Origin of the sequence: Exiguobacterium sp. s132, assembly GCF_018617235.1 — a bacterium.
Classification (GTDB): Bacteria; Bacillota; Bacilli; order Exiguobacteriales; family Exiguobacteriaceae; genus Exiguobacterium; species Exiguobacterium profundum.
Window position 1 is genome coordinate 20848 of record NZ_JACSJU010000003.1, and the last position, 15803, is coordinate 36650.

The following is a 15803-nucleotide window of genomic DNA, read 5'->3' on the forward strand; positions in this document are numbered from 1 at the left end:
ATAAGAACAAACGTTTGGAACAAGGAAGGAAACAATTATGTATAATCTTAGCGAAGAATTAGTCAAAGGGATGAACCCGGAACAAGCAGAAGCGGTGAAGCATACGGATGGCCCGCTGTTGATTATGGCGGGTGCAGGGTCTGGGAAGACTCGTGTCTTGACCCATCGTGTCGCCTATTTGATGGCGGCGAAGCAAGTGGCACCGTGGAACATTTTAGCGATCACGTTCACGAATAAGGCAGCACGAGAAATGAAAGATCGGATTGCGCGTCTTGTGGGTGGTGTCGCCGAGGACATTTGGATTTCTACATTCCACTCCATGTGCGTCCGGATTTTACGACGTGATATCGATCGCATCCGGTATGACCGGAGCTTTTCTATTTTAGATGCCTCAGATCAATTGACAGCGATCAAACAGGTGTTGAAAGAATTGAACCTCGACCCGAAGAAGTACGAACCGCGTACCCTTCTCGGGATGATTTCAAATCATAAAAATGAGCTGCGTACGGCGAAAGATGCGGCTGCCCTCGTTGGGAACAATCCGTACGAGCGAATCATCTCGGACGTCTACACAGCGTATGAGAAAAAGTTGAAACAAAATAATGTTCTCGACTTTGACGATTTGATTATGAAGACGATTCACTTATTCCAAGAAGCGCCGGATGTGTTGGCGTTCTATCAGAAAAAATTTAAGTACATCCATGTCGATGAGTATCAGGATACGAACCGTGCCCAATATACACTCGTCAAACTTCTCGCGCAGGCACACGAGAATTTGTGTGTCGTGGGGGACTCGGATCAGTCCATTTATCGTTGGCGCGGTGCCGACATCGCCAACATCTTGACGTTCGAGAAAGATTATCCGAGCGCACATGTCATCTTGCTCGAACAAAACTATCGTTCGACGAAACGGATTTTGGAGGCGGCGAACGGTGTCATCCAAAACAACGCTTCCCGTAAAGATAAGAACTTGTGGACTGAAAATGACGAAGGAGAGAAACTGTTGCTCCATGTCGCATCGGACGATCGCGACGAAGCGTTCTTCATCATGAATCAGATGAAAGAGCTGAAGATGGAAGGGATGGACTACGGACAGATGGCGGTCCTTTATCGGACGAACGCTCAATCACGTGGACTCGAGGAGATGCTCCTCAAGTCGAACATCCCATACAAAATGGTCGGCGGGACGAAGTTCTATGAGCGAAAAGAGATCAAGGACGTCCTCGCATACTTGCGATTGATTGCCAACCCGGATGAGGACATCTCGTTCGTTCGCGTCGTCAATGAGCCGAAACGCGGAATCGGTGCCGCGACGATTGATAAACTAGGTGACTTTGCAGATATGCAAGGCGTCTCACTTATGGATGCGATTCGTGACATCGAATTGTCAGGCATCGCCCCACGCACTGCGACGAAACTCGCGGAATTCCGCCAAATGATGCTGGATTTACGGCAGATGGCGGACTACCTCTCCATTTCAGAACTCGTCGAAGAGGTATTGAAAAAGACAGGATATGAAGAGATGCTCAAAATCGAGAAGACTCTTGAAGCGGAAAGCCGACTCGAGAACTTGCAAGAGTTTCTGTCAGTCGCCCAAAACTTTGAGAAAGAGAGCGATGAACAGACGCTCGTCGCCTTCCTTACCGATTTGACGCTCGTCTCAGACCTCGATTCACTCGATGAAGTCGATGAGTCGCATCAAGTCACGTTGATGACGTTGCACTCGGCGAAGGGACTTGAATTCCCGGTCGTCTTCTTGATTGGAATGGAAGAAGGACTTTTCCCGCACAGCCGTGCCTTGAACGACGAGGAAGAGATGGAAGAAGAACGTCGTCTCGCGTATGTCGGAATCACCCGTGCCGAGAAGCGTCTCTATTTGACGCGTGCCCAGTCACGGATGCTATATGGTCGCTTCCAAAACAACCCGGAGTCGAGATTCTTGCATGAGTTGCCGGAAACGTTGTTGGAGCGGTCCGGTAAGGCGAGAAAACCAATGCCATGGAATCCGGTCGAGTCACCAGGGAAGTTACCGGTGAATGGCTTTAGTTCGAAACCGAAGCCGAAACTCGCCCAATCGTCCGGTGCCGAAACAGTCGGGTGGAACGTCGGCGACAAAGCAAATCATAAGAAATGGGGACAAGGGACGGTCGTGCAGACACGTGGTGAAGGCGACCAACTCGAAGTCGACATCGCATTCCCAGAAGTCGGTATCAAGCGCCTGTTGGCTAAGTTTGCCCCTATCGAAAAAGCGTGAGGTGAGGATATGGAGATGGCAGAACGCGTAGAAGAGCTACGTCAAACGTTAAATCAATACGGATACGAGTATTACGCGCTCGATCGTCCGAGCGTGCCGGATTCGGAGTATGATCGATTGATGAACGAATTGATTCAAATCGAGACCGATTATCCAGAACTTCGAACACCGGACTCCCCGACGCAACGCGTCGGAGGAGCGCCGCTCGACGCATTCGTCAAAGTGACACATGACACACCGATGCTCTCGCTTGGAAACGTCTTCTCGAAAGAGGAACTTGTGGAATGGGTGGAGCGAATCGAGAAAGATCTCGGTTACACACCGACATTCGTGGCGGAACTCAAATTTGATGGACTCGCCGTTTCGTTAAAATATGAGAATGGTCGTCTCCTTCGTGGTGCGACGCGCGGGGACGGGACGACGGGTGAGGACATCACGCAAAACTTGAAGACGATTCGTTCCATTCCCCTTCGATTAAATGAGGACGTGACGTTTGAAGTGCGTGGTGAGGCATACATGCCGAAACGTTCGTTCGAACAATTGAATGATGAACGAGAACGTGTCGGTGAGCCACTTTTCGCAAATCCGAGAAACGCAGCTGCCGGTTCACTTCGACAACTTGACTCAAAAATTGCGGCGTCGAGAAACTTGGCGTTCTTCGCATACGGTTTGGTGTCGCAAGACGATCTTGTCGCGTCACATGACGAGTCACTCGATTATTTGAAACGACTCGGTGTCGCTGTGAGCGGAGATTATACAACATGCCAGACAGCGGATGAACTGTGGGATTACATTGAGACATACGTGACGAAACGGAGTGACCTCCCATATGAAATTGATGGGATCGTCATCAAAGTGGCCGGGTATGAAGAACAGGAACAACTTGGTTTCACCGCTAAAAGTCCCCGCTGGGCCGTCGCGTACAAGTTCCCGGCAGAAGAAGTTGTGACGACGATTGAGGACGTCGATTTCAGTGTCGGACGTACAGGGAAGGTCACACCACGGGCGCGATTTGCTCCGGTTTCTGTGGCAGGTTCGACCGTGACGTATGCGACGCTTCACAATGAAGATTTTATAAAAGAAAAAGACCTTCATATCGGTGACCGAGTCGTCATCAAAAAAGCAGGAGACGTCATTCCGGCCGTCGTATCGGCATTGGCGAGTGAACGGAGTGGGGAAGAGCGGGTGATTGAATTCCCAACGCATTGTCCGGCGTGTGGGTCGGAGTTGATTCGACTCGAAGGAGAGGCGGATCATCGTTGCGTCAATCCGGAATGTCCGGCTCAACTGCTTGAAGGACTCATCCATTTCGTGTCGAGACAAGCGATGAACATCGACGGGCTCGGCGAGAAAGTGATCACGCAGCTTCACGAAGCAGGGCTCGTCCATAATGTGGCCGACCTGTATCGCTTGGACCGAGATGATTTACTTGGACTCGAGCGCATGGGCGAGACGTCAGTGACGAACTTGCTCTCAGCAATCGAACAATCGAAGCAAAATTCATTGGAACGGGTGCTCTTCGCCCTCGGGATTCGACTCGTCGGACAAAAGGCCGCTTCTTTAATTGCAGAACGGTTCGAGACGATGGATGCGATCATCGCTGCGACAGTTGAAGAGTTGACATCCATCGATGGCATCGGGACGAAGATGGCCGAATCGATTGTCCTCTATTTCGAAAAACCAGAAGCACGTGAACTCGTCAAAGAATTGGCGGAATCAGGTGTGAACTTATCATTCAAAGGAATGAAGCGTCCAACGACTGAAGGGGCACCGCTCTCTGGGAAGACAGTCGTATTGACGGGGAAATTGCATGAGATGACACGTGGCGAGGCTGGGAAGCAGCTTGAACTCCTCGGCGCGAGTGTGACAGGGAGCGTGAGTAAAAACACAGACTTGCTCGTCGCCGGTGAAAAGGCAGGTTCGAAGCTGGCGAAAGCCGAATCTCTCGGAATCGAAGTATGGGATGAAGCCAAGCTGCTCGACTTTTTAAAGGAACAAGCATAAACGTTCGCTTCGGCGAACGTTTTTTTCGGAAATAATTGGGATTGAGCAGGTTCGCACAAGCGTGTGAGGGGTATAGATTAACTAAATCAAAATGCTAATATATTTTTGCGAGAGAACCCTTTGACACCATGACTTTCACACACACATTCCTCTCATTCCTCTACGTGGTGAACGTCGTCATCGGAACGATTGCGATTCGAGCGCTTGTTTTCACCTTAGAGGAGGGACCAACATCATGACACACAACATCCAGCGCTTCGTTGCCGTATTTACCATCCTCATGCTCCTTTCAACCTTATTTGGGGTGCCCACCGCCAAAGCGGACACGACCACGTTCCGGTATATCCAAGTGAATTTGACAGATGAGGAAAGCGAAACATTATATGAATCAAGTCTTGTCTATGAAGGAATCACGTATTACGGGGTCCGTGAATCAGCTGACGTTTGGCGATTTATGATTGATGCGGAAGTAGTAGACGACTCGTTGATTGACCTCATCACGCTCTATGATGCGGAAGGTGTACCGTATACGTTTTCTCCACACACTGTCACGGAAGCCTATCCTGTCGAAGTGGAGGAACCGCCTGTAGTCACAGAACCAGACCCATCAGAAGAGGTGACGCCACCGGTTGAACCAGAACCAGTCGTCGAAGAGCCGACGACTGAACCGACGTTACCGAAGCTCGCCGTTGAAGCAATCAACATCGCCGCAGTCGACCGAGCCGTTGTCGGAGGCGAAATATCGTATACGTTCATTGTAGAAAACACAGGAGACACGCCGATGACGGTGACAGAATTCTCTCATGAGTATGTGAGCGGAGACATCGATCATCAATCAATCGAATCGTTCAATCAACACGTATTTGATCGTTTGCATGAATTAATAGGAGAAGACGGTCTCTTGCCGGGGGAACGGGTGGAAGTGACAGAAGTTTTAGCGATTCAGATCGGATATTCGTTCGACGCTCATCCTGAGATCGGCAGTGTCTTTCGGGTGACCGGAGTGGATGAATTCGACCGGGTTGTCACGTCAGAAAGTCAACAAATTATCCTTTTGCAAACACCAGACTTCACCGTGAATGCAACGGTTGAGAAAGCGACCGTTCAACCGGGAGAGCCCGTTCGTTATACGTATACGATAACCAATCCTTCGAGAGTCACCCTGTTTTTAGCGAAAGCAGTTCTTACATGGCCAAGCGGTGCCTTGACAAAAGAAGAACAACACCTGGCAAATCAACGATTCGCAGAGCTAGTCGAAGCGATTCCTGCCTTCAGAGACGGTCTCGGTCCGGAAGAAGAAGTGACGTTCTCGTTTGAGCTTCCGCTCCTCACATCTTATGATATGAGAGCCGGGGCTGAATTGATTCAACGTGCCACATTCACCTTTGAGGTGGATGAAGGGATTGCGGTTACTCACTCTGTCGACGTACCGGTAGCAGTGAAGCAACCTGTTCCGGTAAAAGAAGAGCCGAAACAAGACGCTAACAAACAGAAGACAGAGGTGAAAACCACACCACCTGCCGTGACAGTCGTTGTCAAAGAGAGTGGAGCGAAACGAGTCGAGCACATCGATGAAGCCGATTCGTACGCACAAGGCGTACTTCCGATGACAGGCGAAGCGGATGATTTGTGGCACGTCATGCTCGGTACACTTCTCTTCGCGTCAGGACTCCTACTGTTGATTCGTCGCAACCACCCGTCAACGAAACCATAAATCGACATCCCTTCTCGTTCATTCGAGAAGGGATTTGTTCTGATTCCGCTTCGATACTTTTTTCGTGGAACGATTTTGTTATAATGGACAAAGTGAAATAGGAAACGATGTTCAAAGGAGCTAGACATAGATGAAATGGAAACAACTCGTCATCCCGACAATCGCCTCTGCGCTATTGTTGAGCGGATGTTCAATGAAAATACCGATGGGTGAAGAAGAAGCGACACCAACAGGGGACGAAACAGCGGCCGAAGGCGTCACACAAGCGATCGAAGCCCGTGACTCTTATTACCAGATGGTCATTCCGTTCAAACCGGCGGCGGCGAGAGGTCTCGCCCAACGTCAAGTCAGTTCATCGTTAGAACTCGAAGAAGTCGAACTCGGTCTCATGCGTCATTCAACGGACGCGTTCGACCCGGAAAAGTTCGCTTATCAAGAGGGACAGCTGTTGAATGCGGAGGATGTGTCCCGTTTACTTGCACGGAAAGATAAAAGTAATGAAGGATTGACACCCTTGAACCCGGCATATGCGGATGGCAAGGCAGAAGTCGAAGACGACAAGTTTGTCGACGCAAACAAGAAATCACCACTTTATTTAGCTTCCATTGTCGAACAGAACTACATGACGAAAGAGGACAGCGGGTATAAGGTTGGAGGCGTATCGTTTGCACTCATATTGAACCGTGAGTATGTCTTCCAAGCACCGAACTATGGTCCAACGTACACCGTCAAACTCGATCAAAAGAAAGTGATCGCAGAAGGGGAACGTATGGCGAACGAGCTCGTCTCCCAATTACGGAAGCGGGAAGACTTCAAGGATCTCGATATCAATGTCGCGCTCTATATGAAATCGACACAAGGTTCACCGACACCGGGGAACTATATCAAATCGGCTTTCGTTGGGACGGCGGATCAGGTCAAATCGGACGACTGGAAAGCGATCGATGAGAAGTACTACTACTTCCCGTCGACATCAGCGACGTCTGACGTACGCGAGGACGCTCAGAAGTTTACGCTCTTCAGCGATCGGATCGCAGACCTTTTCCCGGACTATAGCGGGATGATCGGGAAAGGTTTTTATCAGAATGGAGATTTATCGAGAATGGAGATTGATATCCCGATTCAGTTTTACAGTCGCGCTGAGCTCGTCGGATTCACACAACACGTTGTCGGCTTGCTTGAAAACCGTTGGGAATATAATCGGAACGTTCCGGTTCGAATTAACGTGACATCCCTCGGTGGAGACCCTGAAGTGACCATTGTGTTCGAGGACGGAATGGATAGTCCGAAAGTATACTTCTAAAGGAGGAGAGGTTCGTTTTTTTGAAACGAATCTCTTCTTTTTTTCGTATGAAAAGTGAAAGTGAAAAGTGAAAGGATAATCTTTGACCTTATTTGACCAAATGAGTAGAATAGAGTTAACAGAAACGGGAAAGGGATAGGTGAGGTGAATCCATATGGCTAAAAACTATTACGATGAGCTTGGTGTTTCCAAAGGAGCGACCGAGCAGGAGATTAAACGCGCATACCGGAAACTGGCGAAACAATACCATCCGGACGTCAATAAAGATCCTGGGGCACAGGATCGCTTCAAATCGATTCAAGAGGCGTTCGACGTGTTGAGCGACCCGGAGAAGAAGGCGAACTATGATCGATATGGTAGCCCAGATGGACCGTCATTCGGACAAGGGTTCGGAGGCGGTGGGGAAGCTTACGGGGAAGGCTCATCTCAATTCGAGGATCTCTTCCGACAATTCGGCGGGGGGTCACGTACGACTTCGCGGACGTTCGGGTTTGAAGATATGTTCGGAAGCTTCTTTGACCAAGCGGTCGACGAAGACTTGGATGAGACCGTTCGTGTCAACATCCCGCTTAGTCAATTGACGAAAGAGTCGAAAGTGAGTCTGCGTCTTCAAACGGGTACCGTGAACGTCAAAATTCCACAAGGTGCTTATGAAGGTCAGAAGTTGCGCTTGAAAGGAAAGGGAAGCCGGGTCGGACAATCGGGAAACCGAGGTGATGTATATGTCGAACTTCACTTTGCCGATGACGATACGTATCGTCGCGAAGGAGAGCATATCGTGACAGTGAAACGTTTGCGACCGCTTGAGTTTTTAGACGGGACGAGCGTCATCATTGCGACACTCGACGGGGGACGCGTGAAGTTGAAAGTGAAACCGGGAAGCCGTCCGGGACAACGGATGCGTATTCCGGGCCGAGGTGTCATGACCGGTTCGAAAGTACGGTCGGACTTGTTCGTGCAGCTTGAAGTCGACCTGCCGCTTGATGAGACGTACCGGGCTGTATATGAAAAAATCGAACGTTAATGGATAAGGAGGAATCGTGATGGACTTTAATCGTTTCACCGATAAAGCACATGAATGCATTGTCAGTTCACAAGCGTTAGCGAAACAGTATCATCATAGCGAAATCAATGAGTGGCATGTATTGGCCTCAATGATTTCACAGACGGACGGGATTGCGCCGTTGCTGTTTCAAAAAATGGAGATCAACGTGTCAGAGATTGAAGGAGAAGTCGCGCTTTCTCTGAAACATGCGCCGAAACTCCAAAACCCGACGACACCGATGATTTCAGCCTCTCTCTTAAGCGTCTTGACGACTGCGGAACGAGAAGCGACGGGGATGAATGATGAGTACGTATCGGTCGAACATATTCTACTCGGTATTTTGTTGAACAGCAGTCAGGCACAGACGATGCTCGAACGGAAAGGTGTCACCGAAGAACGACTCCGTGAGGCGCTTGTCGCTGTGCGTGGGAACCGTCGCATCACATCGAAGTCGCCTGAAGCGACTTATGATGTCTTGACGAAATACGGACGCGACCTCATTCAAGAAGTGAAGACAGGTAAAATCGATCCTGTCATCGGACGTGACAGTGAGATTCGTCGTGTCATTCGAATCCTAAGTCGAAAAACAAAAAATAACCCTGTCCTCATCGGAGAACCAGGGGTCGGGAAGACAGCGATTGTCGAAGGGCTCGCCCAGCGCATCGTTCGTGGAGATGTACCGGAAAGTTTGAAAGACAAAACCATCTTCAGCCTCGATATGAGCTCCCTCGTTGCCGGTGCGAAATATCGCGGAGAGTTCGAGGAACGTCTACAGGCCGTCTTGTCCGAAGTGAAAGAAGCGGAAGGCACCATCATCCTCTTCATCGATGAACTTCACACGATTGTCGGTGCAGGAAAGTCTGAGGGGTCGATGGACGCCGGTAACATGTTGAAACCGATGCTCGCCCGAGGCGAACTGCATTGTATCGGTGCGACGACGCTCGACGAGTATCGCCAATATATCGAGAAGGACCCGGCCCTTGAGCGGCGTTTCCAACAAGTACTTGTCGCTGAACCGGATGTCGAGGATACGGTTTCCATCTTGCGCGGTTTAAAAGAACGCTTTGAGATTCACCACGGGGTACGCATCCATGACAACGCGCTCGTCGCGGCGGCTGTGCTATCCAATCGCTATATCACGGACCGCTTCATGCCGGACAAGGCGATTGATCTCGTCGACGAGTCGTGTGCGATGATTCGAACAGAGATGGAGTCGATGCCAGCTGAGCTTGATGAATTGGTCCGTCGGGTCATGCAGCTTGAAATCGAAGAGGCGGCTCTTAAAAAAGAGAGCGATGCCGTTTCCATGAAGCGACTTGAGGCGCTCCAACAGGAATTGGCTTCTATCCGTGAACAGTCTGATTCGTTACGTCTCCGTTGGGAGAATGAGAAGGAGTCGACGCACCGCGTACAACAAATCCGTGGAGACCTTGAGAAAGTACGTCTCGAGTTACAAGAGGCAGAGAGTCGCTATGATTTGAACCGGGCCTCGGAACTGAAATATGGACGAATCCCGGAACTTGAGCGGGAACTAGAAGAAGCGGAACAGTTGGCGAGTTCGGTGACGCGTGAGCTCGTGCGTGAAGAAGTGACGGAAGAAGAAATCGCCGAGGTCGTCTCGAAATGGACGGGGATCCCGGTGACGAAACTGACAGAAGGAGAGCGTGATAAGCTTCTCAATCTAGAAGCGGTTTTGCATAAACGTGTGTTCGGACAAGATGATGCGATTCGTCTTGTCAGCGATGCAGTCATTCGAGCACGTGCTGGCATCAAAGACCCAAACCGTCCGATTGGTTCATTCCTTTTCCTCGGACCGACGGGGGTCGGGAAGACAGAACTCGGGAAAGCACTCGCGGAAGCGATGTTTGATTCAGAAGACCATATCGTTCGGCTGGATATGAGTGAATATATGGAGAAACATGCCGTATCGCGTCTCGTCGGTGCCCCTCCTGGCTATATCGGTTACGAAGAAGGTGGACAGTTGACGGAAGCGGTTCGCCGTAACCCGTACTCGGTTCTCTTACTCGATGAGGTCGAGAAAGCGCATCCGGACGTCTTCAATATCTTGCTACAATTGCTCGATGATGGTCGATTGACCGATTCGCACGGGCGCATCGTCGACTTCAAAAATACGATTGTCATTATGACGTCGAACATTGGGGCGGACATCTTGCTCGAAGCGGCGAAAGATGGCGTGATTGATGAGGACGAAGAGCGTCAAGTGCTCGACAAACTCCGTCGTCATTTCCGTCCTGAATTCTTGAACCGGGTCGATGAAACGATTCTGTTCCATCCGCTCACGAAAGATCAAATCGGTCAGATTGTCGAGAAAGCGGTCGGACGGATGAGTGAACGGCTCACGACACGCTCGATTCATATCGACATCACCGATGCAGCCAAAACGTTCGTTGCTGACGAAGCATATGAACCTCAATTTGGTGCGCGACCGATCAACCGATATGTACAACGGACGATTGAGACGAAACTTGCCCGTAGCATCCTCGCTGGAGACGTCGAGGATGGGCAAACGGTCATCATCGATGTCGAGAACGGGGCGTTGACATTACGCCCATCGACAGTCAATGCATAAAGAAAGAGGAATCCAAAATCGGATTCCTCTTTTATGTATGCCGACGTTCTCTGCTCAAAATCAAATAACTGATCCCAATAAAAATGAGGTAGAGTACCGTCCCAAAAAATGAGTTGAATACCCATGGAATTGTTCCCATGAAGCTGGCACGGGTCGCTTCTTGGAACCAGAGCAGTAGCCAAAAGAAAAAGCCAAGACTCGTTGCGAGGAGAACAAAAAATCCCGCCATGCCTTGTTTCGTCAATTGCTTGATTCCGAACCCAAGTAAAGCCGTAACAATGAAAATTGTACCTAACCCAATATAGAACAATCCGTCAATCGGTAAAGTCTGCACGGACACACCCTCTTTTCACCATCAGATTCATATAATCCAATCTTACACGGAGAGGAAATAAATGGGAATCGTTATTGTGAAACGAGAGGACGTTCTGGTTGATAGATACAGTACGGTTCTGATTCTTTGAAATCGCCAGTGACCGCATAGGCTCTAGCACGCGAACCACCACATAGATAACGATACTCACAGTACCCACACTTTCCGTGATGACTATCCGGATCACGTAGTGCCTTGAATGTCGGATGATGGCGATAAATATCGGCGAGAGGTGTCGTTCGGACGTTTCCGCAGGTGATCGGTAAAAATCCGGACGGCTGTACGTCCCCTGTATGTGAGATAAAGACGAATCCGTTGCCGTCATTCGTCCCACGAGGAGCTTTCGCCAAATCGTCATGTGGATGTCCGATTGGAGGGAGTCCTGCTGCCCGGCGTCGCTGATTTTCTTGGCGGGCGACTCTCCGATAAAATTGGGCTTCCGTCGTCGAGATGATGAAGGGTGCCGTCTCTTGTATGGAGAACGCCCATTTCAATACTTCCTCATGTCGCTCTGGTGTAATGGGTTGTAACAGGGATCCGCGTCCGGTCGGCACGAGGAAAAAGAGCGTCCAGACGGATACACCGAGGGATTCTACGAGTCTCGCCATTTCCGGTAATCGATCGACATTGTATTCGGTCACCGTCGTATTGATTTGAAATGACATCCCTTCTTCTCTGAAATATGAGATTCCTCGAATGGTACGGTCGAAGCTGCCGCGTGTACCGCGGAAGTAGTCATGCGTCACGGCGTCCGGTCCGTCAATAGAGAAGGCCCAACGTGACAAACCAGCTGCTTTTGCCCGTTTCACGGCATCGTGAGTTACACGAGGTGTAGCTGAAGGTGTCATGGAGACGCGCATCCCAAGGGAGGAAGCATATGCGGTCAATTCAAATAAATCTTCACGCATGAGAGGATCACCGCCCGTAAAGACGAGAATCGGGTTATCCATCGCATGAATCTCGCGAATCAATGCTTTCCCTTCTTCCGTGTCGAGTTCGTTTTCGTAACGATGAAATTGTGCCTCTGCCCGGCAGTGGACGCAGGAGAGCGCACAGGCCCGTGTGACTTCCCAAATGACGATGAACGGGTTCTCATTATAGTCGATACGTTTCATACCGTCACCGCCTGTCGAAGATGTAAGTGATCGACCGCCCGTTTGGCGGAATCGACGCAGTCAGGTAATCCGACCCCATGGAGAATGGCGCCACACGCTTCGACGCCGTCCCACTTCAAAAGTGCTTCTTCGAACGCGCGGACGTCCTGTTTATGACCGACCTCATACTGTGGCATCGTTTGAATGTGTCGCTCGACTTTCGTGAAGAGGGGAGTCCCGACTTTTTGAATGCGTCGAAGTTCGCCTAAAGCGAAGTTTGCGATTAGATCATCCTCTTCATGGAGCAGGGACGGGACATGTTCTGAACTGATATACATGCGGAGCAATGCTTTTCCTTTAGGTGCTAGGTGTGGCCATTTTTTATGCATCCAGCTACAAGCGGTCAAAGCGTTTCCTTCCGATTTGGCGATGACGTAGCCGGTTCCATCTAACGCATCCACTTCTGACTCGTCGAAGGCGGCGAGTACGGTCATCGAAGAGGTACGTTTTAACGATGACAAACGTTCGGCTTCCGGGAATCCGAGCAAAGGTCCGAGTGCATGCGGCGATGTGGCCATAATGATGCCATCAAACTGTTCGATCGTCCCATCGGCAAATGTGACTTCATGAGGTCGAACGGATTGAACGACCGTCTTTAACATGAGTCGATCAATCGACGGACGGAGCGCCTCGACGAGTGCTCCGAGTCCTTGCTCAATTGACAGGAACTTACCAGTCTCGGACGGCTTTACACCAGCTTGGACGGGAGGAGTGAGTGCTTTCATTCCGAGAATCAGACTGCGAGTTTTTTGTTCAATCGTGATAAACTGAGGGAAAGTAGACTCGATGCTCATGTCATCGAGTGTCCCGTTGTAAATCCCTGACAGAAGCGGTTCGATCATTGTATCAACTACTTCGGAGCCAAGTCTCGTCCGAAAGAAACGGTCGAGCGAGATATCCTCTCCTGCATACACGCGTGGAATCACGAGATCGAATCCGGCGCGAAGTTTTCCTCTCCAAGTAAAGAGATCCGTTTTGACCATCGGCCAAAACTTGGTCGGGATGCCCATGACCGATCCGGCCGGCATCTGTCTCAGTTGCTTCCGTACGTAAATGTAAGAAGTCCCGGTTCTGGAGCGGACGAGTTGATCTGCGAGACCTAGACTTGTAATAAGTGATGTCAAGGTCGGCTTTCGTGCCATATAACCGTCGGGTCCAGTCTCTAACGTAAAACCATCCCGATAAATGGTCTTAATTTTTCCACCGAGACGGTCCTGCGCCTCAATCAATGTGACATGAGCTCCGGCTTTTTTGGCATAATAGGCTGCGGCAAGTCCGGTGATGCCACCTCCGATAATCGCGATTCGATTCAATTGATTCACCCATTTCTCTAAAATTGTTGTCGTCTTAACGGTACCGAGAATGTTGACGGAGATATAGGATAAGTGTCACGGACTTCTAGACAAATTTGTCACGAATTCGAAAGGGGACGATGGAATGGCTTCCTTCCTCATCGTTGCGACTCTTGTGATGGTGGGCATAATTGGGTTTATTTTGGCCATGAATCGGCATGGAGAAAAGTTGGTTGGAGATGAGGAAAGTCCACCGATGATTTGGGCGGATGAGGACTGGTATAAAGATGATGGACCACCGGACGGATAATATGATAAGATGACCCGGTTGAAATTTGATGGAACATGAGGTGATGGAATGAATGTACTCGAACAACAGTTGAACCACTTGGTTGATGAGTGTCGTCCGTACACGGCTCAAGGGAAAGTGGCGGACTATATCCCTGAACTCGCACATGTGAAAAACGATTTACTCGGGGTGGCGATTTGTTTGCCGGATGGTACGTATATTCACGCGGGGGATGTTCATCACAAGTTTACGATTCAGAGCGTATCGAAGGCGCTCACACTTTGTTATGTATTGATGGAGTTCGGGGAGGACTATGTCTTTTCGAAAGTAGGGATGGAGCCGACGGGGGACGCATTCAACTCCATCGCCAAACTCGAGGAAACGGTCCCGTCAAAACCACTGAATCCGATGATTAACGCCGGAGCGTTAGCGGTGACGAGTATGATTTTGGGGGAGACGGCAGAACTCAAAATCTATCAGTTCCGCCAGTTTTTAGCGACGTTGTTAAATCGCTCGGTCGAGGAGGTCACGTACGACGAAAAAGTCGCCCGCTCTGAATACGAGACGACCGACTTGAACCGTGCCCTGCTCTATTTCATGCGTCATCATGGAATTGTGGATGGAGACGTCGATGAGATCATTGATGTGTATACGAAACAGTGTGCCATCGAGATTGATTGTTTTGATTTGGCGCGAATCGGGCGTGTCTTTGCAGGGAATGGAGAAGACCCGGATACGGGCGAAGAGTTGATTCCACGTCGGGTCGTCCGAATCGTCAAGGCCATCATGACGACGTGTGGCATGTATGATGCATCGGGTGAGTTCGCTGTCCGGGTCGGTCTTCCGGGAAAAAGTGGGGTATCGGGTGCCATCTTGGCGGTCGGGAACCACGAACTGGACTTGAATAACGTTGGGTTTGGCATATTTGGCCCGGCACTTGATTCAAAAGGGAACTCGATTGCCGGAATGAAGTTGTTGGAACTACTGATTGAGCGCTATACTTCGCGCTAAATCGAGAGGTGCTCCACGGATGCATCGAGTTCCTGCTGTAATGTTTCAATTTTTCTGTCGTATGCAGACTGTAGTTCAGCTGGAGGGGTGAAGGCGCGCCAACGCTTTAACAGTTGGTCATGGTCGTTCATATCACCGAGTTCAGTTTGCATCTTTTTTAACGTGCGGACAGTGTCCATCGAAGCATCCGATTCATAGCTTAGCAAGTACTCATGTAAGTAACGTTCGCGTTTGACGGCTAAACGGACTTTATGGAGTGCTTCAAGCTGTTCTTTTCCATCGGATTGTTCGTGATAGACGCGTACACGTTGCTTGCGCTCGCTTTTCGCCTTTTCTAACATCGGAGAGGCGTTCGTTTTTTTGAACGCACGAAATAACGGTCCGCCGATGAAACGACGTACTTGTTGATCGAGCGACGGGGTCATTTTTTCACTGACGCGGGTCGAAAGGATCGTCCGTGCGATGGCACGTTCTGTCTCCATCGCTTCAAGAAACGCATGGTCGAGTTCGGTTTTGGAATCAAACGTTTCGATGAGGACGTCGAGGTCGCGCACATGACCGAGCGCCTCCATCAATTGTTTGAGTTGTCGGAACGTCGCCGGCTTCGTTTCATATAGTTGCATAAACGTGATCAATTTCCGTAGATGAACGCGAGCGCGATGAATATCCTCGGAATTGTTGAAGGTGAGGGCTTCCGTCACATAGTGATTGAACGTGTTCCACGTTTCCAGCAGTTCAAATTTAAGCTTTTCTGCATGCCGTTGATTCATGATT

Annotated in this window: 12 protein-coding genes; 8 read left to right on the forward strand and 4 right to left on the reverse strand. The window is 50.0% G+C overall.

The window, feature by feature from the left end; all coding sequences use genetic code 11:
• Positions 1-37: 37 nt before the first annotated feature.
• From pcrA to clpB, 6 genes are all read left to right on the forward strand, one after another.
• Positions 38-2254: a DNA helicase PcrA gene (pcrA, locus tag KNO78_RS12495; protein ID WP_214691441.1), complete on the forward strand. Its 2217-nt coding sequence runs from the start codon at positions 38-40 to the stop codon at positions 2252-2254.
• A gap of 9 nt (positions 2255-2263) precedes the next feature.
• The gene (gene ligA / locus KNO78_RS12500) at positions 2264-4258 is read left to right on the forward strand and encodes an NAD-dependent DNA ligase LigA (protein WP_214691442.1); all 1995 of its coding nucleotides are present in this window, start codon (positions 2264-2266) and stop codon (positions 4256-4258) included.
• Positions 4259-4493: 235 nt separating this feature from the next.
• Complete coding sequence (locus KNO78_RS12505; RefSeq protein ID WP_214691443.1) at positions 4494-5972, forward strand: LPXTG cell wall anchor domain-containing protein; 1479 nt, start codon at positions 4494-4496, stop codon at positions 5970-5972.
• Between the two features lie 130 nt (positions 5973-6102).
• Positions 6103-7275 carry a CamS family sex pheromone protein gene (locus KNO78_RS12510; RefSeq protein WP_214691444.1) on the forward strand — a complete coding sequence of 391 codons (1173 nt, stop codon included), beginning with the start codon at positions 6103-6105 and terminating at the stop codon, positions 7273-7275.
• 154 nt (positions 7276-7429) lie between these two features.
• Positions 7430-8299, forward strand: a complete 870-nt coding sequence (locus tag KNO78_RS12515) for a DnaJ C-terminal domain-containing protein (RefSeq protein ID WP_214691445.1) — start codon at positions 7430-7432, stop codon at positions 8297-8299.
• A gap of 19 nt (positions 8300-8318) precedes the next feature.
• Complete coding sequence (gene clpB / locus KNO78_RS12520; RefSeq protein ID WP_214691446.1) at positions 8319-10910, forward strand: ATP-dependent chaperone ClpB; 2592 nt, start codon at positions 8319-8321, stop codon at positions 10908-10910.
• Between the two features lie 31 nt (positions 10911-10941).
• On the opposite strand, the gene KNO78_RS12525 is transcribed toward clpB, so the two are convergent.
• From KNO78_RS12525 to hemG, 3 genes are all read right to left on the reverse strand, one after another.
• Entirely contained in the window at positions 10942-11244 is a 303-nt protein-coding gene (locus tag KNO78_RS12525; RefSeq protein WP_214691447.1) for a hypothetical protein, read from the reverse strand.
• 71 nt (positions 11245-11315) lie between these two features.
• Positions 11316-12398: a TIGR04053 family radical SAM/SPASM domain-containing protein gene (locus tag KNO78_RS12530; protein WP_214691448.1), complete on the reverse strand. Its 1083-nt coding sequence runs from the start codon at positions 12396-12398 to the stop codon at positions 11316-11318.
• Entirely contained in the window at positions 12395-13759 is a 1365-nt protein-coding gene (gene hemG, locus KNO78_RS12535) for a protoporphyrinogen oxidase (RefSeq protein ID WP_214691449.1), read from the reverse strand. Before hemG ends, KNO78_RS12530 begins: the two co-directional genes overlap by 4 nt.
• Before the next feature lie 115 nt (positions 13760-13874).
• Here hemG and KNO78_RS12540 point away from each other — a divergent pair, with 115 nt between their 5' ends.
• Both KNO78_RS12540 and glsA read left to right on the forward strand, forming a co-directional pair.
• Complete coding sequence (locus KNO78_RS12540) at positions 13875-14039, forward strand: hypothetical protein (RefSeq protein WP_214691450.1); 165 nt, start codon at positions 13875-13877, stop codon at positions 14037-14039.
• A gap of 48 nt (positions 14040-14087) precedes the next feature.
• Positions 14088-15029, forward strand: coding sequence for a glutaminase A (gene glsA, locus KNO78_RS12545; protein ID WP_159563499.1), 942 nt, complete (start codon positions 14088-14090; stop codon positions 15027-15029).
• Here the strand turns inward: glsA and KNO78_RS12550 are convergent.
• Positions 15026-15799, reverse strand: coding sequence for a CHAD domain-containing protein (locus tag KNO78_RS12550; RefSeq protein WP_196431620.1), 774 nt, complete (start codon positions 15797-15799; stop codon positions 15026-15028). The two genes, glsA and KNO78_RS12550, sit on opposite strands and share 4 nt — an antisense overlap.
• Between the last annotated feature and the right edge of the window lie 4 nt (positions 15800-15803).